Annotated in this window: 19 protein-coding genes; 12 read left to right on the top strand and 7 right to left on the bottom strand. The window is 43.0% G+C overall.

The window, feature by feature from the left end; genetic code table 11:
- The first annotated feature begins 34 nt into the window (after positions 1 to 34).
- On the top strand, positions 35 to 943 hold the full coding sequence (locus ABWW54_RS12135; RefSeq protein WP_353412553.1) for a glycosyltransferase: 909 nt from the start codon (positions 35 to 37) through the stop codon (positions 941 to 943).
- Here the strand turns inward: ABWW54_RS12135 and ABWW54_RS12140 are convergent.
- The 4 genes from ABWW54_RS12140 to ABWW54_RS12155 are packed head-to-tail and all read right to left on the bottom strand — an operon-like array spanning position 929 to position 4,405.
- Positions 929 to 1,681: an SDR family NAD(P)-dependent oxidoreductase gene (locus tag ABWW54_RS12140; protein WP_353412555.1), complete on the bottom strand. Its 753-nt coding sequence runs from the start codon at positions 1,679 to 1,681 to the stop codon at positions 929 to 931. The genes ABWW54_RS12135 and ABWW54_RS12140 overlap by 15 nt on opposite strands.
- An 11-nt stretch (positions 1,682 to 1,692) precedes the next feature.
- The gene (locus ABWW54_RS12145; protein WP_353412556.1) at positions 1,693 to 2,364 is read right to left on the bottom strand and encodes an HAD-IA family hydrolase; all 672 of its coding nucleotides are present in this window, start codon (positions 2,362 to 2,364) and stop codon (positions 1,693 to 1,695) included.
- Positions 2,365 to 2,368: 4 nt separating this feature from the next.
- Positions 2,369 to 3,067 carry a bifunctional 2-polyprenyl-6-hydroxyphenol methylase/3-demethylubiquinol 3-O-methyltransferase UbiG gene (gene ubiG / locus ABWW54_RS12150; protein WP_353412557.1) on the bottom strand — a complete coding sequence of 233 codons (699 nt, stop codon included), beginning with the start codon at positions 3,065 to 3,067 and terminating at the stop codon, positions 2,369 to 2,371.
- Positions 3,068 to 3,070: 3 nt separating this feature from the next.
- Positions 3,071 to 4,405, bottom strand: coding sequence for a TRZ/ATZ family hydrolase (locus ABWW54_RS12155; protein WP_353412558.1), 1,335 nt, complete (start codon positions 4,403 to 4,405; stop codon positions 3,071 to 3,073).
- A 138-nt stretch (positions 4,406 to 4,543) separates the two neighbouring features.
- Here ABWW54_RS12155 and ABWW54_RS12160 point away from each other — a divergent pair, with 138 nt between their 5' ends.
- Positions 4,544 to 5,512, top strand: a complete 969-nt coding sequence (locus tag ABWW54_RS12160) for an NAD-dependent epimerase/dehydratase family protein (RefSeq protein WP_353412559.1) — start codon at positions 4,544 to 4,546, stop codon at positions 5,510 to 5,512.
- A 25-nt stretch (positions 5,513 to 5,537) separates the two neighbouring features.
- Here the strand turns inward: ABWW54_RS12160 and ABWW54_RS12165 are convergent, their stop codons facing one another.
- The 3 genes from ABWW54_RS12165 to ABWW54_RS12175 are packed head-to-tail and all read right to left on the bottom strand — an operon-like array spanning position 5,538 to position 9,812.
- Complete coding sequence (locus ABWW54_RS12165) at positions 5,538 to 7,427, bottom strand: hypothetical protein (protein WP_353412560.1); 1,890 nt, start codon at positions 7,425 to 7,427, stop codon at positions 5,538 to 5,540.
- Between the two features lie 5 nt (positions 7,428 to 7,432).
- On the bottom strand, positions 7,433 to 8,767 hold the full coding sequence (locus ABWW54_RS12170; RefSeq protein ID WP_353412561.1) for a sugar transferase: 1,335 nt from the start codon (positions 8,765 to 8,767) through the stop codon (positions 7,433 to 7,435).
- Between the two features lie 16 nt (positions 8,768 to 8,783).
- Positions 8,784 to 9,812: a glycosyltransferase family 2 protein gene (locus ABWW54_RS12175; RefSeq protein WP_353412562.1), complete on the bottom strand. Its 1,029-nt coding sequence runs from the start codon at positions 9,810 to 9,812 to the stop codon at positions 8,784 to 8,786.
- A 139-nt stretch (positions 9,813 to 9,951) separates the two neighbouring features.
- Between ABWW54_RS12175 and ABWW54_RS12180 the strand changes: the two genes are divergently transcribed.
- The 10 genes from ABWW54_RS12180 to ABWW54_RS12225 all read left to right on the top strand — a co-directional run bounded on the left by ABWW54_RS12180 (position 9,952) and on the right by ABWW54_RS12225 (position 20,678).
- A complete protein-coding gene (locus tag ABWW54_RS12180) occupies positions 9,952 to 10,914 on the top strand; it encodes a Gfo/Idh/MocA family protein (protein ID WP_353412563.1) in 963 nt (320 codons plus the stop codon).
- A 14-nt stretch (positions 10,915 to 10,928) separates the two neighbouring features.
- Complete coding sequence (locus ABWW54_RS12185) at positions 10,929 to 11,507, top strand: acyltransferase (protein ID WP_353412565.1); 579 nt, start codon at positions 10,929 to 10,931, stop codon at positions 11,505 to 11,507.
- On the top strand, positions 11,508 to 12,623 hold the full coding sequence (locus ABWW54_RS12190; protein WP_353412566.1) for a DegT/DnrJ/EryC1/StrS family aminotransferase: 1,116 nt from the start codon (positions 11,508 to 11,510) through the stop codon (positions 12,621 to 12,623).
- 71 nt (positions 12,624 to 12,694) lie between these two features.
- Entirely contained in the window at positions 12,695 to 13,999 is a 1,305-nt protein-coding gene (locus ABWW54_RS12195; RefSeq protein ID WP_353412567.1) for a nucleotide sugar dehydrogenase, read from the top strand.
- A 98-nt stretch (positions 14,000 to 14,097) separates the two neighbouring features.
- Positions 14,098 to 14,940: a glycosyltransferase family 2 protein gene (locus tag ABWW54_RS12200; RefSeq protein WP_353412568.1), complete on the top strand. Its 843-nt coding sequence runs from the start codon at positions 14,098 to 14,100 to the stop codon at positions 14,938 to 14,940.
- A complete protein-coding gene (locus ABWW54_RS12205) occupies positions 14,937 to 17,177 on the top strand; it encodes a glycosyltransferase family 4 protein (protein ID WP_353412569.1) in 2,241 nt (746 codons plus the stop codon). The genes ABWW54_RS12200 and ABWW54_RS12205 overlap by 4 nt, the downstream gene beginning before the upstream one ends.
- A complete protein-coding gene (locus ABWW54_RS12210) occupies positions 17,174 to 17,938 on the top strand; it encodes an ABC transporter permease (RefSeq protein WP_353412570.1) in 765 nt (254 codons plus the stop codon). Before ABWW54_RS12205 ends, ABWW54_RS12210 begins: the two co-directional genes overlap by 4 nt.
- Entirely contained in the window at positions 17,938 to 18,690 is a 753-nt protein-coding gene (locus ABWW54_RS12215) for an ABC transporter ATP-binding protein (RefSeq protein WP_353412571.1), read from the top strand. Before ABWW54_RS12210 ends, ABWW54_RS12215 begins: the two co-directional genes overlap by 1 nt.
- Positions 18,683 to 18,862: a hypothetical protein gene (locus ABWW54_RS12220; protein WP_353412572.1), complete on the top strand. Its 180-nt coding sequence runs from the start codon at positions 18,683 to 18,685 to the stop codon at positions 18,860 to 18,862. Before ABWW54_RS12215 ends, ABWW54_RS12220 begins: the two co-directional genes overlap by 8 nt.
- A 205-nt stretch (positions 18,863 to 19,067) precedes the next feature.
- On the top strand, positions 19,068 to 20,678 hold the full coding sequence (locus ABWW54_RS12225; protein ID WP_353412573.1) for a glycosyltransferase family 2 protein: 1,611 nt from the start codon (positions 19,068 to 19,070) through the stop codon (positions 20,676 to 20,678).
- The last annotated feature ends 1 nt before the right edge of the window (position 20,679 follow it).

Consider the following 20,679-nt stretch of genomic DNA (forward strand, 5'->3'; position numbering starts at 1 on the left):
TTGTGATACGGATGTTCTAAAAGTAAGCGTTGTTATGTCAGTCTTTGACAAGCCTGCTGACGTGAAGATTACGATAGAGAGCGTTTTGGCTCAGGTGGGTGTCGAGCTGGAATTCATTATTGTGAATGATGGAGCCCATGAGTCTGTTTTAAGTGTGTTAAGGTCCTTTAACGATTCACGAATCAAAGTTATTAGCCAAGTAAATCAGGGGTTAACGCTAGCCTTGATAAATGGGTGTTCGGCCGCTAGCCATGAGTGCATAGCTCGAGTTGATGCTGGTGACCAGATGATGGCTGGGCGCTTAAAAAATCAAGCAGAGTGTTTGAGGCAGTATGATGACGTAGGCATGGTCTGCTGTTGGGTGAAAATACATACCGACGAAGGAGTGGAGTTGTATGATGTCACATACACCGAGCAAGAACTGTTGGCTGGTCTCTCTACCTCAGAAAAGGATAAGTTACGCTCTCCTGTGCACGCATCCGTTATGTTTCGGAAATCTTTTTACGAACTCGTAGGTGGCTACCGCAAAGAATTCTACTTCACTCAGGATTGTGATTTGTGGGCTAGGCTTGTTTCAGTTTCCAAGTTGCGAGTCATACCTGAGTTTTTACAGCGTGCTTTATATTCGCCCAGTGGCATTAGTGGTCGAAATGCTGAGTCACAGAGAGAGTTAGCAAATTTGATTGTTGAGGCTAACGAGCTTAGGGCCAAGAATAAATCAGACGATGTCATATTGAGTCGCGCCCAACAGTATCGTCCAATTAAAGCTAAATCATCAGAGAATACAGATTTTGCGGGCAACTATTTCATCGCTTCGATTCTGTCAAATAGAAACCCGAGAGCGGCGGCGACTTATTGGCTTAGGTGTTTGAAGTCAAAACCTTGGCATGTGTTGGTATGGTTAAGACTCCTTAAATCACTATTCAACTCAATTTATCGATAACTTACTGCCATGAAAATTATGTTCAGAGCTGAATATTTTCAGATAAGCCTTGGTGATACTTTGTGGCGTCGCTAACAATTCCTGCGATTCACCTGGGTGGGAGCGTCTTCGAAAGCTTGTGCGCACAGGGCCAGGGTCTAAGGAATTTACTCGTATTTTAGTGGTGTTCTCTAACTCCTCAGCCCAGATTTTCATTTGAGTTTCAACTCCGGCATAGGCAATGGCGTAGGCTCCCCAATAAGCCGCTGCTTTTCGGCCGACATCAGCGGTAGTGAACAATACGTTTGTTTTGTAAGCTTGCTTTAGTAAGGGTAGAAAAGCTCGTGTAAGGAGATACGGAGCTTGAAGGTTGGTTTGCATTACTGAGGCCCAGTACGTCATGTCATATTGATCCATGGGGCTGGGTGACCCTAATTCGGCCGCGTTGTGCAGAATCCCATCTAATTTGCCAATATCATCATAGATTGCTTGTGCTAAGGTGGTCGCTGACTCTGGCGTTATGTCCATAAGATCTACCGGGAGTATTATCGGTTCAGTAAACCCTCTCTGAATAACCTCGTCATAGATTTTCTCCAAATGTCGAGCCTTTTTATCGAGCATGAGCACCGTTGCACCGTGTTCAGCCAGTGAGAGCGTGACTGCTCGGCCGATGCCATCTGCGGCCCCTGTGACCAGAATGGCTTTTTCGCTTAGGGCGTTGTCTGAGGGTGTGAATTCCCTCCAATCGAATTGTGTCATATAAAACCGAGCTAGTTTTTAGATGTTAGATCTTTAATGAGGTCCAGTAAGCCTAATGGTTGTCGAACGTTGTATTTTGCGTTCCAGTTTTCAGGTTTGTCAGCGTCACCAATATATCCCCATAGGGCGGCGGCCGTGTCCATGCCAGAAGCATTTCCAGCTTGTATGTCTCTCAGATGGTCTCCAACATACAAACACTGACTGGGCGCCAGACTTAAAAGCATGCAGCTGTGCAACATTGGAACTGGGTCCGGTTTTTTCACCGGCAGACTATCGCCACCCAGTAGAACCGCACAGCGGTCTAACAGCCCTAGGCCAGTTAATACCTCTTTGGCCAAATGAAGGGGTTTATTTGTGATAACACCCCATTTGAGTCTGTTTTCTTCACAGTAGTCCAGCACCTGTGTCATGCCTTCGTAGAGTGCGCTGTCAACACAGACGTATTCTCGGTAGATCGTTAAAAATTCATCTACCAAAGAATCCACTTCTTCTTCAGCAAGTGAGTTGCCAAATCCGTGTAACACCAGGGCACGCCCGCCATTGGAAACCAGTTTTGCGGCCTCTTCTGGATTCGATGGTGTTCGCTTATGTTTTACCAATAGACGGTTAAGCGCCCCCACCATATCTGGCGCTGTATCGACAAGGGTTCCATCTAAATCCAATAATAGGGCTTTAAGTTCCATAGGTTCAAACAGCTCTCTTGGTGTGGATCATATAGTTAACGTCAACTCCGGGAGCTAACTTATATGCCTTGGTAATCGGGTTGTAGTGTAAGCCTATTATTCTTTGTAGTTCTAATCCTGAACGTCTAGCGAACTCCGAAAGCTCGGAAGGCTTAATCAACTTGTCGTATTCGTGCGTCCCTTTTGGGAGAAGGTTCAAAATGTATTCTGCCCCGACGATGGCAAAAAGCCATGCTTTAACGTTGCGATTAATTGTTGAAAAATAGACGTCACCACCAGGCTTAACTAAACGTGAGCACGCTTGAATCACAGAGGATGGTTCGGGTACATGCTCCAACATTTCAAGGCAAGTCACTACGTCATAATGTTCGGGCCTTTCGTCGGCTAACTCTTCGGCCGTTATCTTTTTATAATCAACATCTAGACCACTTTCATGGAGATGTAGTTGTGCCACGCTAAGTGGAGCCTCTCCCATATCGATACCCGTAACTTCTGCACCAAAATCAGCTAGAGCTTCGCTGACCAGTCCTCCGCCGCAGCCAACGTCTAAGACCTTAAGACCATTTACTGGCGAGTGAAGGTTGATGTACTCTGTACGCAGAGGGTTGATCGCGTGCAGGGGAGCGAATTCACTCTCGGGGTCCCACCAGCGTGAGGCGAGGTCTTCAAATTTTTTTATCTCGTGAGGGTCTACATTCTTCATGGATTAAGTACTCATCCTGCTTTGACTGTCATTGATGCGCTCACCCCATTGGGCCGCTTTGGAAAGAACTTGATCTGTATTTACGGATACTAAGCTCCCAGATTTTACTCGATATTTACCTTCTACCCAAACGTCGGTAACTTGTTGGCGACTGGCACTGTACACGATTTGGGCTATTGGGTTATAGACTGGCTGAGTCGAAAAATGGTTAAGATCTAATGCCACTAAGTCTGCGGATTTTCCAATTTCAATGGATCCAATTTCGTTTTGGCAGTTCAACGCAATTGCCCCATTGATGGTGGCCATTTCAAGCGCTTGCCAGGCTGGTAAAACGCTTGCGTCCTCCGAATTTGTTTTAGCAATCAAACAGGCTGTTTGCATTTCGCTGAGCATATCGAGGTCATTGTTGCTTGCCGCACTGTCAGTACCTAAGCAGACGTTCGTCCCCGCTCCTAAAAGTTCAGAAACTGGACAATGTCCACTTGCCAATTTAAGGTTAGATTGAGGGCAATGCACTACATGAATCCCTTGTTCGGCGGTGAGTAAAATTTCCTCTTCCGTTAGTTGGGTCATATGGACTGCCATCATCCTGGGGTTTAATAAACCTAGTTGATGCAATCTCTCCATGGGTCGGATTCCCGCTTGAGCTACTGAGTCTAGTACTTCTTGCTCCGTTTCGTGCACATGCATGTGAATTGGCACGTGTAGTTCGTCTGCGTACGTCCGAACTTGTTCAAGTGGTGAGTCCGAAACAGTGTATGGAGCGTGTGGAGCCATTGTGGTGTTGATGCGTGATAACGATCGAACTTCGTCGTGCACCATTAATCCATTGGTAAAATACTCCTCAGGTTTATTTGCCCATACACTTGGAAAATCCAATACGATCATGCTTACGAAGGCTCTTATGCCTAAGTCTTGTGCTGTTTTAGCAACGATGTCTGGAAAAAAATACATATCGTTAAAACACGTCGTTCCGCTTAGAAGCATTTCTGCGATAGCCAGTTCGGTGCCATCGCGCATAAACTCATGGTTGACCCACTTACTTTCAGCGGGCCAAATGTGGCTGTTTAGCCATGTCATTAATGGAATGTCATCAGCGAGCCCTCTAAAGAGGCTCATGGCGGCATGCGTGTGCGAATTGACCAACCCTGGTATCAAAGCATGAGTGCTGCGCTCTATATGGGGCGCCCCTGAATACTTTGCTTTTGCATGTTTTATCGGTAACAGGTCAATGATTTTTCCGTTTTCTATGACTACGGAGTGGTGTTCTAAGACCGTATTTCTAGGAATAACGGGAACAATCCATTGAGCCGATATAATTTGCAGTTCAGGGTTCATAGTAAGGTCAGGTAAGCGTTTATCACGACTAACAAAAATTCAGCGTTTTGCGATTGTAATATATACTAAGTGATAGAAAGTAAATATTTGGCTGTGTAGAAGAATACTGGCCAAAATCGGATACATTTGTAAGACTTTATGCATATTCTAATCACTGGTGCGGCTGGGTTTATCGGCTCAGATCTTTCTCTAAAGTTGTTGTCTCGTGGTCACACGGTGGTGGGGCTAGATAATTTCAATAGCTACTACGATGTCTCGCTCAAGCAGGCACGCGCTGAATTGATTGAGTCTTCTCGGCAAGCAAGTAATTTCTCGCTTATCAATGCTGATATCGTTGATCGACACGCAATGAAGGATTTGTTTGAGAAGAATGAGTTTGATGTTGTGGTGAATTTGGCTGCACAAGCCGGCGTTCGTTACTCGATTGAAAATCCAGAGTCATATATTGACTCGAACCTAGTGGGCTTTGCCAATATCTTGGAGGGATGCAGACACAGTGGCGTGAACCATTTGGTGTATGCATCTTCAAGTTCAGTTTATGGTGCAAATAAGAACTTTCCTTTCACTGAAAAAGACAGGGTTGACAACCCTGTATCACTCTACGCTGCGACCAAGAAAGCGAATGAGTTGATGGCGCACAGCTACTCTGACCTATACGGAATGGCCTGCACCGGATTACGGTTCTTTACCGTTTATGGGCCGTGGGGAAGGCCTGATATGGCACCGTTTAGATTTGCCTCTCGGATGCTAAAGGGGGAAGAGATACCGGTGTATAACAACGGTAATATGATACGAGATTTTACCTACATCGATGATATTTCAGAGGGCGTTCGACTCGTGATTGAAGGTGGCGTGCAAAGCAGCGCTTATAGTGTGTTGAATATAGGTCGTGGAGAGAAGGTGCAGTTAATGGATTTTATTTCTGCTCTGAGTGAGCATTTAGGTGTTGAAGCAAAAATCAATATGCTGCCGATGCAAGATGGCGATGTGCCTCGCACGATGGCTGACACCAGTGAGCTCAGGCGTCGCTATGGTTATTCTCCATCAGTTTCTGTGAACGAGGGCGTGGAGAAATTTGCGGCGTGGTATAAAAGCTATTATAGCTAATCGCCTGTGTTTGAATAAGCCGCGATTAAAGGATTTCGTAAATCGTAATTTCGTCCTTAGACCAAATTTTAGAAAACGTATTTGGACGGCTCTCCAAATGCACTAGTAACTGATTCGGATAATAGTTTTTCGTGTTTAGCCATTCATTTTTAGACCAGTGGTTAGCTAATTCACCCACGCCGCTTTTTACTTTCGCTCTCAAATTCACAATAAGCAACATCCCAGAATGCTGGTCTAAAGGGTTATCATTGTAGTGTTTGAATGAGAAGTGCTTGTAGCTGTTGTTTCTGTAAAATTTCTTTCTACTCGAGTGGTGCTTAGTCAGGCCGGAGATCATGTACCCAGTCATAGGGTCTGTCAGAACGTTCCTCTTATCAGGAAGGCTGTCCAATGCCTTTAGTAGGTCAGAGTAGTGTTTGTAGGATACGACGCGTTCGTTATGGAATAGTGTAGGAAAACGACTGTAGTGCGACGCCTTCCAAGTGTTTGCTATTGGCGTTAGCAAAATAGCCAGCGACAAAAGGATGCTCCCCGAAGCAATTTTCGTGCTGATTTTAGGGGAACCTTGGAGTTGTTTTAGATAATGTAAAAATAAATCAGCGGCAACGAAATGCAGTGGAATTAAGTAGCAGGTTCTCCAGATGGTCGTTGAATTATAATGACGCAGGAATAGGTCGACGAAAAATGGATTGAGAAATGTGAATATTGGGCTAAGCATGCCAGCCAAAATAAAATAGTTTTTCTTGTAACGTCTTATATTTAAAAAAAAGAGCACGTACACAAGTAGACCCCATATCGTGGTTACTCTAATAAACTGATATTTTAAATTTAGTATTGTCAACTGCGGGAAAAACCAAAACCCTTCGCCAAACTCCCAAAGGCGCCAGTGCGCGTTGGGAGCACGTGTTAAGTTAGATGCTGAGTAGAGGTAGATAGAGATAAAACTAATTAATGCGATCAGCATGATGACGCCGCATAAAAGCAGTGTTGAGGGAGACGGTCGTTCAATGGGAAGCAGTAGACTCGACAGTATTACAATTGCCATGGTCGCAATGATAGTGACGATAAACATCGCTTCTTGTACATGGATTGCTGCACACGCTATCACGAGTAAAAGAATTAGGAATAATCTGATCGCAACGCTGGCTTGTTGCATTGGTTTAGATACAATTTCGATAAACAGGGATATGGCGTAAAAATAAAGCGGGAGGGCCAAAATACTCGGTGCTAGACTGTAGTAACGAACGAATGAAAAAACATTAATACCCATGTGCAGCGTAACGAACAGTACTGCAAGATAAGACGCCTTGTTGGCATGGGGTGATCGACTAAATAACAATCTTGAAAAAAAGAACACGCCAAGCAGAAACAAGGTTCTATTTAAGAAGTCTAACGCTTCAAATAAGGCCATGCCCGAAAGATGAAATGGTTCGGCGATAATGGCTGCATAGAAATAGTAGACTCCTGAGCCTTGCCTCAGTAACTTGGTCCACGGTAGGGCTGGCCCCAGCGAGTTGTTGCTAACCTCGTTTTGAGCCGCCTGAATTCTCTCTAAGTGAGCGTAAACATCGGCAGGAACTTCAGCGTAGCTTCCAAATATTGCATGATAGAGAAGTGAGGCGCCGATGACTGTGAGGGTGGGTACCACCCAGTCCGATTGTGTGGAGAAAGCAGATTGGCGAAATAGATAGAATGTACTTCCCAGCGACCCAATGACGAGGCCAATAATAAGTGTGTTTGATTCAAATGAGAGGCTATTTGCAAGGATGAATATTAGGGTGAAGACCAAGTATGATAAAGAAATGAATGCCAGAGGTGAACTCTCGAATTTATGCCTTCTTCCCAAATGACACAAAGCAACGCCTGGAAGCGTGAATAACGCGATATAGGCTACCCCAAAAAGAAGTGTGTTCACGATTGCTACCTGCCTTGGCGGCGAACGGTGACAAACACGGTTCTTAAAAGGATGTTTAGGTCGAGCATTAACGAATAATTTTTAATATAGTAGAGGTCGAATTGCAGCTTTTTGAGAGAATCCTCAGTGGACGCGCCATAGGGATAACAGACTTGGGCCCAACCTGTTAGTCCTGGTTTCACGACATGTCGTAAATCATAGTAAGGGATATCTACAGCCAAGTTAGATGTGAATTCGGGTCTTTCGGGGCGGGGACCAATTAGGCTCATGTCTCCTAATAGGATATTCCAGCATTGAGGTAACTCGTCAATTCGACTTTTGCGTAAGAAATGACCGATTGCTGTGATGCGAGTATCATTTTGTTTTGCCCAGACTGCACCTTCGGATTCCGCATTTTCTTGCATTGTCCTGAATTTAAAAATTTTAAATGAAACGCCGTTCATGCCAACTCTCGTTTGTGAGAATAGAATGGGCCCTGGAGAGGAAATTTTTACCAGAGCCGCGGTAATCAATGTTACCGGAAGGCTCAGAGACAGTAAGATAAGCGCGAGAAATACATCCAGCATTCTTTTTATTCTCAGAGCTATGTTGCTGTGAAGCATCGTGAACCCTTGAGCCTTGATAAACCAGTCATTATTTATCTCTTGAACGGGAACCAAGAAGAGCATCGACTCGCAAAAATCACTTAAGGAATATATCGGTAGGCCTTTTAGTCGATATTTGAGTAGGATGCGTTGTTCATTTTCCGTGGGGCTGTGCTCAGGAAGAATGACGACGGCCCCCAAACCGCCAATGTCCGATCTTTGATCGCAGATTTCGGTTTGATGATTAAACGAGTAGTCAATGCCGCTGGCTTTTAAGCTATGCATTAATGACGTTGAAAGCTTGTTAGGCCCAAGCAGTAGGACCGATTTGGCATCTCGAGGCTCATGAAAAAGGTAGTTTAAGACGTACCTTGAGCTGACGGCAAATACACCAAATAATGACATTGCAACGGGAAATACGCCGCGCCCAAACAGAGCTGTAAAATGATCGGGCCCTAATGCGTATATGAACAATAGCGAGGGAACTGTGGAAGCTATCACCACAAATAGAGTGTTTAATGGAAGTTTTGGTCTACGATTTATTCGAGTGCTCGTATACGCGCCACCAACGAAAAGGCTGAATACGACGATTAAGCCAATACCAAAGAACTCTAAGCTCAGCAATTCTGCTGATGATTTGAGGCGGAGTTGGCTGGCGGTCGAAAAAGCAAGCGCTAATAGTATTGAGTCTGAGACAAGTAGCGCCAGCTTGTGAGCTGGGTGATAAATACCAAAAATGTTTTTATTCAGTGCCATTAATTACTCGAAGAGATTAACCGTTTCCAATAATGGTGTTTCGAATTTTATCCCAATAATGGCTTGCTGCGCTAAATAAAAAACCAGCCCCCCAGCTGATGTGAATGCTCGGAAAGATAAAGGGCAGGCGAGTAATGAGTGATGCGCTCTTGTTCTTGATACTTAGGTGTGCCGACGCCGCTAAGTTCGCAGTCATATAAACGACGGGCAGAACAAAGCCAACGCTAGTGGCATTTCCTCCGATCAGAATAAGGATGGCTGACGCAATGAGCCCTAGGTTGAGTGCGACTGGTATCAATTGACGAAATGACATAGATCCAGGGTGCTTAAGTGAGGTTTTGCACCGCCAATAACCGTATTGAAAATATTGCTTTGACAGGCTATGGATCGTTTCTCGGCAATAGTAGTTGCATCGGATTGTTGGTTCTAAAATGATTTTACCGATATGTTTCCTTAATCGGTAGTTAAATTCAAAGTCTTGATTTCGGATCCACTTCTCGTCGAAGCCACCAATCTTTTCTACGCTTGTTTTTGTGAAGCACCCTCCGAAAACGGTATCGACCGATTGCCTTCGTGTCGAATAGCGATATTTGGCGTTGCCGATGCCGAACTGATGTGTTGTGGCTACCGCGATGGCGTTACCGGTGATGGTTTTAGCGATCGGTGATATTACACCACCGACCGAGGCGCAATTGGTTTCTAGCAGTGTCTTAATGCTGATAGAAACATAGTTTGAATCATAAAGGGCATGAGCTCCGCACCACATGATAATGTCATTTGACGCGGCCTCAATTCCAATATTCATTGCCGCTGGCGTGATCTTTTTGGGGTTATGGATAATGGTTATATTGAATGGTTTGCCTTCTAGTGATCCAACCTCTTTGAGCGTGTTGTCGGTGCTGCCCCCGTCAACTAGGATTATCTCGATTTTGTCGTGTGGGTAAACACCATCTAGCAAGGAGGTTAGGCAGGGCTTGATAAACCCTTGCTCATTGAAGCAGGGTATGACTATTGAAACCGAAGGTGATGTGGAAGAGGGTGGCATCCGTTTGATTCAGGTTTGTGGTCGTGGTTGTTATTTAAGATGGATTTACCTTGGTATTATCCTTGACTTATTTGTGGTGAATAGATACCTTCACCAACGATTTTCAGGGTTCCTCCTGATACTTTTGGAGATATATTAAATGGTCAACGTTGCATGCGTAGGCGCTGGTTATTGGGGCAAGAATTTAATTCGAAATTTTAACAGCTTAGGCGTGTTGCACACAATTTGTGATGGCGAGCCTGATGTGTTGACGAAGTTCTCAGAACAGTACCCTGATGTCAAGGTAAATCAAAATTTTGATGACGTGTTGTCGGACCCGGAAGTCGACGCTGTGTCTATTGCAACCCCAGCCGAGACCCATCACGCTCTTATTATTAAGGCGCTTGAAGCGAAAAAGCACGTCTATGTGGAAAAGCCTCTCTGTCTCGATGAGGGGCATGCCAAAGAATGTATTGAGCTGGCGAACAGAAAAGGGTTGACCCTGATGGTGGGGCACTTGCTTTGGTATCACCCCATGGTGTTGGAAATTAAACGGGCTATTACGCAAGGTGAGCTCGGAGAATTAAGATATATCTACTCCAATAGATTAAATATGGGCCTGCTTCGCAACGAAGAGAATGTCTTATGGTCTTTTGCTCCACATGATATTTCAATGATTCTGGGGCTTGTGGGTGAGAAGCCGAGATCCGTTCAGGCTCATTCCGCAAATCACTTGAACCCCAGTATTGCGGATCAAGCAGTTGGGCTGCTTAAATTTCCCAATAATGTTAGTGCTCATGTATTCGTTTCTTGGCTTAATCCGTTTAAGGAGCAAAAGTTAGTGATAGTTGGCGAAAAAGCCATGTTCGTTTTTGACGACACTTTGCTTTGGGAACAAAAGTTGGCTAAGTATGAGCATAGTGTCGAGTGGCAGGGAGAGCGTCCAGTTGCTCAAAAAGCAGACGCTGAATACATTGTGTTGGATCAAGCGGAACCACTCCGAGATGAGTGCCAGCATTTTCTGGATTGCATCGATTCTAAAGAGCCGCCTCGAACTAATGGTGAGGAGGGTTTGGCGGTGCTTGAGGTGCTCAATAAACTTCAGCAAGCTATGGATGCTTAGGCTACAATTCGAGCATGAATTCAGATCAAAAAAAGTACTTCGTGCACGAGTCGTCTTACGTGGATGATGGTGTCGAAATCGGCAAAAATACGAAGATTTGGCATTTCAGTCATATTATATCCGGAACTCGACTAGGCGATAATTGCAATATCGGTCAAAACGTTGTCATCGGTGCTAATGTCAAAATTGGAAATGGTTGTAAAGTGCAGAATAACGTATCGATCTATGAGGGTGTAGAGCTTGAGGACGATGTTTTTTGTGGGCCGAGCATGGTATTTACCAACGTATTCACCCCAAGAAGTCATGTTTCTAGAAAGAATGAGTATTTACCAACTCCAGTCAGAAAGGGCGCAACAATTGGGGCAAACGCAACCATTGTTTGTGGTAACGAGATTGGCGAATACGCTTTTATCGGTGCCGGTGCTGTGGTAACAAAACCAGTAGCATCGCAGGCTTTGATGGTGGGCAATCCTGCGTCCCAAATTGGTTGGATGTGTAAGTGTGGTGAAAGGCTTCCAGCAAGCAATGAATGTTCTCGATGTGGTGCCACGTATCGCGTCAGTGAAACTGAAAATAAAATTTTAGAGGTTTAAATGGGTGTTCCGTTTATAGATTTGAAGGCGCAGTATGAGCGTATTCAAGAGGACGTTAATGCTGGGATTCAAGGAGTTCTTGAGCACGGCAAATACATTATGGGTCCTGAGATCGCTGAATTTGAGGCGAAGTTAGCGCAATTTTGTGGCGCTAAGCACGCGATAACTTGTTCGAATGGAACTGATGCGTTGTCTCTTGGGCTCATGGCCTATGACATTGGGCCTGGAGATGCTGTTTTCACGACGCCATTTACTTTTTTCGCTACCGCAGAGGTTATAGCCCTTGCGGGAGCCACTCCTGTTTTCGTGGATATTGACCCCAAGACGTTTAATATTGACCCTGATCAGTTGGCTAAAGAAGTTTCTAGGGTAAATAAAGAAGGAAAACTGAAGGCTCGCGGAATCATTCCTGTGAACTTGTTTGGTTTGGCGCCGGACTTTGATGCTATTGATGCTGTTGCCGAAGAACATGACTTATTTGTGCTTGAGGATACTGCGCAAGGGTTTGGTGGGCTTTACAAAGGGCGAGTTTCAGGTTCTCTCGGTGATATTTCTTCCACTAGTTTTTTCCCAGCCAAGCCTCTTGGGTGTTATGGCGATGGTGGGGCGGTCTTTACCAGTGATGACGACTTGGCCGCTAAAATGAGGTCCATTCGAGTTCATGGTCAAGGCAGTGATAAGTATGACAATGTGAGAATCGGTTTGAATGCTCGGTTTGACACCATGCAGGCCGCTATAATGCTGCCAAAATTGGCCATCTTTCCTCAAGAAATAGCCTTACGTCAAGAAGTTGCTTCTCGTTATACGAATGCGCTTAGCGAAATTGTTGAAACCCCTTTCGTTCCAGCTTCTTATCAGAGTGTGTGGGCACAGTACTCAGTTCTTTCAGACCGTCGAAACGAAATGCAGGAAGCACTTAAAAAAGAGGGTATTCCATCAGTGGTTTACTATAGAATACCCTGCCATTTATCAAAAGCTTTTGATTATTTAGGGTATGGAGAGGGCGATATGCCTGAGTCTGAAAGGGCCTCTAAGCGTATATTTAGTTTGCCGATGCATCCATACGTCGAACCGGAGTTTGCAGATAGAGTAGCTCAAATTTTGAGCTCTATTTAGCGATTTATATTGGCTTTTTGTGTTTTGATGGTGATTTATTTACGCATTGCGTATTAGTTTAGTGAAATGAAATGAAAAATAGTCTGATTGAAAAGATTCAAAGAAAGGAAGCCGTTATCGGTGTGGTTGGCTTAGGTTATGTTGGCCTGCCTTTAATAAAGCGTTTGAATGAGGTTGGCCTAAAGACTCTTGGTCTTGATATAGATGAAAGCAAAGTTGAGGCGCTTCAGCAAGGGAGGAAGTATATCAAGCACATAGATGTTGATGATATTTTTTCAGCAATAAATACTGGGTTTAGCGAAGTAACCACTGATTTTTCAGCTGTCACCACAGCTGACGTTATTATTTTATGTGTGCCTACCCCGTTAAATAAATATCGAGAGCCCGATTTAAGTTTCGTCACAGGTTCGCTTGAAACACTTCTCCCTCACCTAAAACCCGGGCAAATGTTGTCTTTGGAAAGCACAACTTACCCAGGTACAACGGAAGAGGAACTTCTACCAAGAATTCAAAGTAAAGGCCTTAAAATTGGAGATGACTTTTTTCTAGTCTATTCGCCCGAAAGAGAAGATCCTGGGAATCCAGACTTTAACACACACACCATTCCAAAGGTGTGTGGCGGTACAACCGAAGCTTGCTTGGAAGTGGGGCGGGTGTTTTACAGTCAGATAATCGAGCAGGTTGTTCCCGTTAGTTCTACAAAGGCGGCTGAGATGACAAAAATACTGGAGAACACTTATCGTGCGGTTAATATTGCTCTAGTTAATGAACTAAAGGTGGTTGCTGACAAAATGGGGATTGATATTTTCGAGGTTATTGATGCCGCAGCAACAAAACCTTTTGGTTATAAAGCTTTTTATCCTGGGCCTGGCCTAGGAGGGCACTGTATTCCTATTGATCCTTTTTATCTTACATGGAAGGCAAGAGAGTTCGGTTTACATACTCGATTTATTGAGCTTGCCGGTGAAGTTAATACTTCTATGCCTTCTTACGTGATTTCTAAGATTGTTGATGGACTCAATGATCAAGCTATGTCGGTCAAAGGGTCTAAGATTCTGGTAATGGGGGCAGCATATAAAAAGAATGTTGATGATATGAGGGAGTCCCCAAGTGTCGAAATTATGGAATCTCTTATTGCTCTAGGCGCACAGGTTGATTACTTTGATCCTTATGTTCCCTCGTTACCAAAGATGCGCAACCATGATTTAGATCTAGATAGTGTCGATTTTAATGAAAATACAATTCAGGCTTTTGATTGCGTTTTGATCGCAACGGATCACGACAATGTAGATTATTCATTGTTGGATAACGCCACACTAGTTGTCGATTCAAGGGGACTTATTAGTGCTGACGCGCCTAACTTGGTTCGAGCGTAAAATAGAATAGCGATTTTGCGTTTGACTAATGTTTTGGCTTGTTTCTATGCAACGTCAATTGTAGTTTCGTAAACGTAAGCTCGAAAGAGGCATTAGTTTTGAATTTAAGCATCGAGCGAATTAAAATCAATGTGAAGAGAGCCGTCGGCTACGTTAGGTACTTCCGAACCTACCAAAAGTGGGCAGGTTTTACTGAGAAATGTTGGCCAAAGCGATGCGATTTGACTATCGTCATTGCGGCTCACGACAGGTTAGCTATCTTGGAGCAGGTAATTACGCAGTTTTCGGCGATAGAAGAACGAAAACCGGAAGGCTCCATTCAGCTAGTGATATGTCTCTCGGATCGCAACGAGGCTAGTCTCTTAGAGAACTCAATTGGGGAGAGGGCTTGGATTCATATCATTCTTTGTCCTAATAAACCTCTCGGCAATAAATGGCAACAAGCCGTTAACTATGCAAAAGAGCTTAACCCTAACCATCTACTGGTATGTGGTTCAGATGATGTTGTTTCTGAGGACTACCTTTCTCAGTGTGAATCTTCGTTCTTGCAATATTCTGATTTAGACCTGTGTGCTCCTAATCATTGGCATATAGTGAATCAGGCTGAAAATGTATACAGAGTTAAATATAAAAACTCGTCTACAAAACAAGTGTTGGGTGCAGGTAGGATGTATAGTCGGTTCTTTTTAGATGAAATTGATTGGCGTTTGTTTGATCGACAATTGGATTCGGGGCTTGATCACAGGGGGCTAGCGACTGTGCTTGATAGAAGCCCTCAAAAGTTAAAGGTTATTGATACTGAATATACTGTTTTAAGTGTTAAGGGGGATTGGAGTATGTTGAATACGTTCCGAGTTATCGAATCAAGCGGGAAAGTTTCTGTTGAAAAGCTAGAAAATCAAGCGGCCAAGCGTTGTATGAAAGAGTTTGGATTAAGATGAGAATCGTAATAGTTGGGAGTGCACATTCGGTACACATTAGAAAAATAGCTGATAGTTTGGTCGCGCGCGGACATCAAGTGACGGTGTTTAGCGAGGAATCCGCTTTAACTGAGTCTTCTCCACAACAGTATTCTAGCGGGGTTAGTCTAAAGGATAAATGGCCTGTTAATAAGCGTGCTCGAAAAGTTTGGTTAATATTGAAACTAAACTTCTTTTTGTTTTTTTCTAGAGCTGATATCGTTTGGTTTGTGTATGCCTCGAGCTATGGTTTGTTGACTAAGAAAGTTTTTACATACGCAAAAAAAGTTACTTCCGTTTGGGGATCTGATATCTTAATCAACTCCTATAAAAACGCATATTTGGATAAGATTAGTAAATCTTTAGACAGCGCAGACCTCATTTTTTCAACGTCTGAGTTTCTTAGAACGCATACACGCAGATTGACTAGTTCAAAAATGGTGCTGACGCCATATGGTCCTAATGATGCATTTTTCGAAGTAGTTGGGAAAAGCCACTCTTACGATCGGGAGCCTCATGAGGCTCTCAAGATAGCTAGAACATTTGATCGTTTTATACTATGTACCAAATGGCTTAAGTCAGTTTACGGAATCGATATATTAATCTCTGCAATAATCGAGGATCCTGACTATTTTAGGGCTAGTAACACTGGCGTCATTATTTGTGGTGAAGGAGTAGACGCTCGCTCATTTAAAGAGACTGTCAAGTCTAACCACATTGAAGATCTAGTAAAGTTTGTCGGTTACCAAACAGAGAAAGAAGTTATTTGCCTATTAGGGAATGCCGATCTAGCTGTCTTTCCGTCGCGTAGCGAGTCATTTGGCGTCTCTTTGCTTGAATGTTTTGCTCAGGAAGTCCCCGTTATATGTAGTAATGCCGGCGGTTTCAACGAGCTGTCACAAGGAGGGAAGTATGGGCGGGTCGTCTCAAGCATGGACCCGAGAGACTATCTGGAAGAGATCAAAAGTGTATTAGATGAAGGGCCTGGCTATAACCTTATAGATGCCAAGAGCTTCTCACAATGCTTTGCTTGGTCAAAATGTATGGACCATATGGAGTGTGCACTTGATGGTCTATCGGGTAAGCAAGCGGGAGTAGTTGATTTCCATCTAGATTCAGGTCGAGAAAATGCGATCTTTATGCATACTGAGCCGAGAATAGCGGACATCAATCTTACGCGAGCCCGTGAAATTCGCATCGCGGGCTTTAGGAACTCATTGATGAAGAGTTATAACCTGCAAGAGATTTGTGCTGGACAAGTAGTTAATGGTAACTACAAGAAGATGATTGAAGGCGTATTCGAAGTATCTCGTCCCAAGCTCGTATACATCGAAGGAACTAGTTCTATGTTGAGCTCGTTTACTCGTCGAATTAGAGAATTAAAAAGTGTTTTGCAGACAGCACAGTCTCAAAATACCCCTGTAGTCTATTATCTGCCTGATGCGCATGAATTTTGGGATGATTATGTAGTATCGACAAGGTCTGCGACAACGGTCCATCTTGCGCGATATCGAAAAAAGAAGCTGCTAAATTTGCTGGCTAACTATTGCGTGACTATAGCTTTTCCTTCCGGTGAGTTTCGCGCCGCACTTTTTTCTAGACTTGATATAGCAACCAGAGATAAGTTGAATGCAAATAAGAGTCTAATTTTACCTCCGGCTTGTGCGACGAAATCAATTGGGGCAATCAATGACGATCAGTCTATATGTTATGTCTACGCTGGTGGAGTCGGGCCATTTTACAAGCTACATCGCTTACTCATTTCTATCATACAATCAACGTGCTCAATTAATACGTTGTTTTATATGCGTAAGGGAGATTTGAGAGTGCTCGACGCAAAGTATCGAGCACTGATTGCCAATGCAGAATTAAATATACATCATGGACCTCTACCTTACTCCGTACAGGGAGTTTGTCCAGTTGGCCTTTTGGTGATGGAGCCTATAGACTATATATCGATTGCTGTTCCTTTGAAATTCTATTCCTATCTTGAGCGTGGATGGCCCGTGTTGTGTTTTAAGGGGACAGCGGTTGGTAATATTGTTACAAAATACGGGTTGGGTTGGGCAATTTCAGCTAACGTCAGTGAATTAGTGGGCTTTTTCGAGTCGAATAAGGCTCTTGATGATTATTCTGAAATTCAAAAAAATATTGGTATGTACACAGCCAGCAATCAATGGGATAACCGAGTCCAGCAGATAGTCGAGGTCGCAGAATGAATTTGCTTGATTTAAAACGCTACTTTTTGTTGAGCCACCTAACCTATAAATCGAAATATGCTGACTCGATGATTGGTATTTTTTGGATACCCCTCTCTAGCTTATTTCTAATAGCGGTGTTGACTCTAATTTTTAGCTCTAATGATTCGATCAAGTTGACCGAGTACGCAGCTTATATTGGCGTTGGGTATATTACTTGGGGATTTATTGCCGATACATTAAACGCACATTGTGATGTTTTTAGAAACAAACGAAATGACTTGAACTCACCTGGCACTAGTATTGGAGATGTATTTTTGCAAGCGTTGGTCGATAGAGTTTATGTTTATCTACTAAATCTTTTTACATTGTCTTTTGTTTTTATAGCCGGTTTGGTTTATGAATGGCACCGACTAGGCCTTTTTGTTATCAGCTTGATTCTTTTGTTTTTGACGTCCTTTCTGGTTAGCTATCTTACATCGACAATTACCCTTTATTTTCCTGATTTTAAAAGGCTTATAAGTAATTTGACGAGAATCTTGTTTTTTTCGTCTCCAATATTTTGGGGATTTGGGGCCAGTCTTAGTGGAGCAAGAGCTCATTTTTATAGCTACAATCCAATTACGTATTTTCTAGAACTTATGCGTTATTCATTGGGCGGTGAGATTAATATGGATGTAATGCTTGCGTTTAATACCGTGGTGTTAATCAATCTAGCACTAGTTGTTTTATGCTTCAGCCTATACAAGCTTCAACCCTCTTACTTAAAGAATATTCAATAATGTCCGTCGTTAAATTAGATAATGTGAGTGTCTCATACTATTTGCCCAAAGGAATGTTCGGTGCATTGAAGGGCGGTGTTAGTCAATCTGTCAAAGGAATATCGGGGCTGTTTTTACGAGAGATTTCTGTTTTAAGAGATATCTCACTAGATTTGAAAGAAGGGCAGAGGATAGGCTTAGTAGGTATTAACGGTACGGGAAAGTCTACTCTTCTAAAGCTAATAGCTGGAGGACTAACGGCGAGTCAAGGTGAAGTTCATGTTGAAGGTAATATTGCCAGTGTGCTGTCTTTAGCTGGCGGATTGACTCCATCATTAACGGGACGTGCCAATGCAATTTTGAAGTATCATGGATGTAAGCGCCCGCCAATGAGCCTAGTTGAGTTTGTTCAACATGCTCAAAAGGTATCTAGGTTGGGTGATTATTTTAATATGCCGGTGTCTACTTACTCCGCAGGTATGAAATCACGCTTAAGTAGAGTCATGATTGACTTAATTGACGGAGATGTTTTTCTCTTTGATGAATGGGTTGTTTTAGGTGATTATGCTGCAACCTCCAGTCAGTCAGAAAATAATAAGAATATGTTAGAGGAAGCTAGGCTAATTATGCTAGCTAGTCACTCTGAATCATTGTTACGAGAGTGGACTAATGAACTGATTTGGCTTCATGATGGAGGAATCAGAGAGTTTGGGCCTATTGATGATGTATTGCCTAGCTATCAAAGGTTTGTCAAGGAGATGAAACGTGACTGAAGCTGAATTTGATAGATTGCTAGAAGCCGAGCGGTCTACTAGTCTTGAGCGTGTGCAACGGGTTAAGCTGAGTTGGCCTCTGTTTTACCTTTTGTTGTCTGTTCATGCTGCATTTAATCAATTTCGGGCTAAAGTTAAAAAGCTTATTAAACGCCTGTTTGGAATGTGGTGAGTGGGAAAATATCCGTTGTTGATTATAGGTTTGTCAATAAAAGGTCAGGAAATTGTATGCTAGATTTAAGAAGGATAGTTCTTTTACGGAGATGTGAGTTGTGAAATTGGCTATAAAAAGAATTGCAAAGAGGGTTGTACAGGCCAAATGGCTCAGCTTCTTTAAGCCGAATCGTGTTTCTTTTGTGGTGAATTTGGTTTCAAGTGTGACTAACATCGATCAACTATTTATGTTGTTGATTGAGGTTGATGAAAGAGTACTTAAAAATCGATTTGTACAAATCGTGTTTATTGACAAGTTTGCAAGCTTGGGATGGCAGGTTTCTACAGTCCATGCCTTATCTGTAGAGTGTTTAGGGCGGTTTTTGATGGTTTCAAATCATTCCAAAGTCCAGTTAGATCGACACTTCAAGGATGTTTTTAGGACGCTGGCAAACTATAGTGAAGCTGATTTGTCTGAAATCAATGTTCATGACCTTAAGACATTTGTTGAAGGTGATTCTCTCAGATATTCGTTTGCATTGAGTTTTTTCAAATCTAGTAGGGTTATTACTGACAGTTTTTGGTTCGATTTATTTAGAGATGTCTATTTTTCGAAAGACTGGACGATTTCCACACGAAGAAGGTTTTTGAGTTACCTCACCGCCTATCGGCATCTGGACGGAAGCGACGTGAATGATCAAGAGACTCGAATTATTAGTGAAGGGATTAAGACTCAACTGTTAGATATGTCTGATGTGACCCTGCTAAGTCAGACGGAAAGTGAAAAATATGGCGGCAGAAAGTTAATTCTAGACTCATATTCGGATTTACTTGAGCGGGGTGTGGATGAGTCTATAGATAAGAACTTAGTGTTGGCAAATCTTTATAAAGCGGATTCAGGCACATGGAAAGAGAGAATGAATCAGTACCTCTCTGTGTTTGATGTCTCGCAAATTAGAGATATCAAAGACGGAAACTTTTTGTCTATTCGTTTTGAATCCACTACCACGGAAATGAAAGATCAAGGGCTCGTCACTATAGGGATGCCTTCATATAATGCCGAGGAGACTATAGTTGCAAGTTTAGAGTCGCTATTAAATCAAACATACAATAATATAGAAATTATCGTGGTAGACGACTTTAGTGAAGATGGAACGTGTGAGATCGTTGAAGAAATCGCGAAGAACGATAGCCGAGTGAGGCTGGTTAGAAAATCTATGAACTCGGGCCCTTACGTCAGTCGTAATATTGCATTACATCTAGCAAGAGGGAAGTTTTTTACGATCAACGACGCTGATGACCTTTCTCATCCGGATAGAATAGCTTCCCATCTAGATCTTTTAGTCAAGCATGATGCATTCGCAGTTGAGAGTAAGATGCTTAGAATTACTGATGATTTAAAAATAATTTCAGATATGAAGGGGAATTTCTTGAGAAAAAATCCGTCCTCCTTGTTTTTCGAACGGTCAAAAATGTTAGCCGAGTTTGGCTACTGGCATACCGTTCGGTATGGAGCGGATAGCGAACTGTTTAGTCGTATAGAAACTAGAAGTAAGAAAATCATTAAGTCTCCCAAGCCATACCTGTTCGCTAGGTATAGCCTACAAAACTTATCGGTTTCGCAAAATAATATTTTTCGAGGGACCACTGGGAACAGAAAGTTCTACAGTGAAAGCTTTAGGAACTTTCATCGAGCATGTGAGGATACACAGAGTTTTAAGTACGGGTTTGTGCAGTCTAACCTATTTTCTGTTCCGATAGAGATGATCGTTGACAGAAGTATTCTCGAAAACGTCTCTAAAGACATTGGAATCAGTGAGCTATTAGGAAATTAAG

Source organism: Arenicella sp. 4NH20-0111 (assembly GCF_040366405.1).
Taxonomy (GTDB): domain Bacteria; phylum Pseudomonadota; class Gammaproteobacteria; order Arenicellales; family Arenicellaceae; genus Arenicella.